The organism is Kocuria sabuli (assembly GCF_040981185.1).
Lineage (GTDB): Bacteria > Actinomycetota > Actinomycetes > Actinomycetales > Micrococcaceae > Kocuria > Kocuria sabuli.
On record NZ_JAVHZE010000116.1, the window covers coordinates 1 to 521 of the forward strand.

A 521-nucleotide genomic window follows, 5' to 3' on the forward strand; every position below is an offset into this window, starting at 1 on the left:
TATAACAAGACATCCCGATGGTTACATTTACTATGGAGAAATACCGGAATTCATTAAAGGAAAAAAATATCCTTACGGGAAATGGTGAGTTTTTATTCACTTTATCATCTCATTATTCATTGGTCTTATAATGTGAGACTGAGATTTCGAAAAATAAATTTTATTTCATAAATACTTACTTAAATACAAAGGTATTTTGTATGTCTAAAGGTTTTGTTTTGCTCGGTGATAAAACTACACATGGCGGAAAAGTTATTTCAGCATCATCAACCATGATTGTTAACGGCAAAAAAGTTGCTCTGATTGGCGACATGATTAGTTGTCCAATACCATTCCATGGTCCCAATCCTATAGTGGAAGGCTCTCTGGAATGGTCCTCTGACGGCAAGGCTATTGTGGTTGACGGATGCAAATGCCAGTGCGGGTGTCAGGTTATCCCAAGCGCACCGGATTGCGCAATAGGATAATCCATGGGCTGGAACAGAGCGAAATCATTGACAACAGAGTTACCCCCAAAACCA

At 38.8% G+C, this 521-nt stretch carries 1 protein-coding gene; it reads left to right on the forward strand.

Annotated elements, in window-relative coordinates; translation table 11 throughout:
* The first annotated feature begins 200 nt into the window (after positions 1-200).
* Entirely contained in the window at positions 201-467 is a 267-nt protein-coding gene (locus RE027_RS18190) for a PAAR domain-containing protein (RefSeq protein WP_071993137.1), read from the forward strand.
* The last annotated feature ends 54 nt before the right edge of the window (positions 468-521 follow it).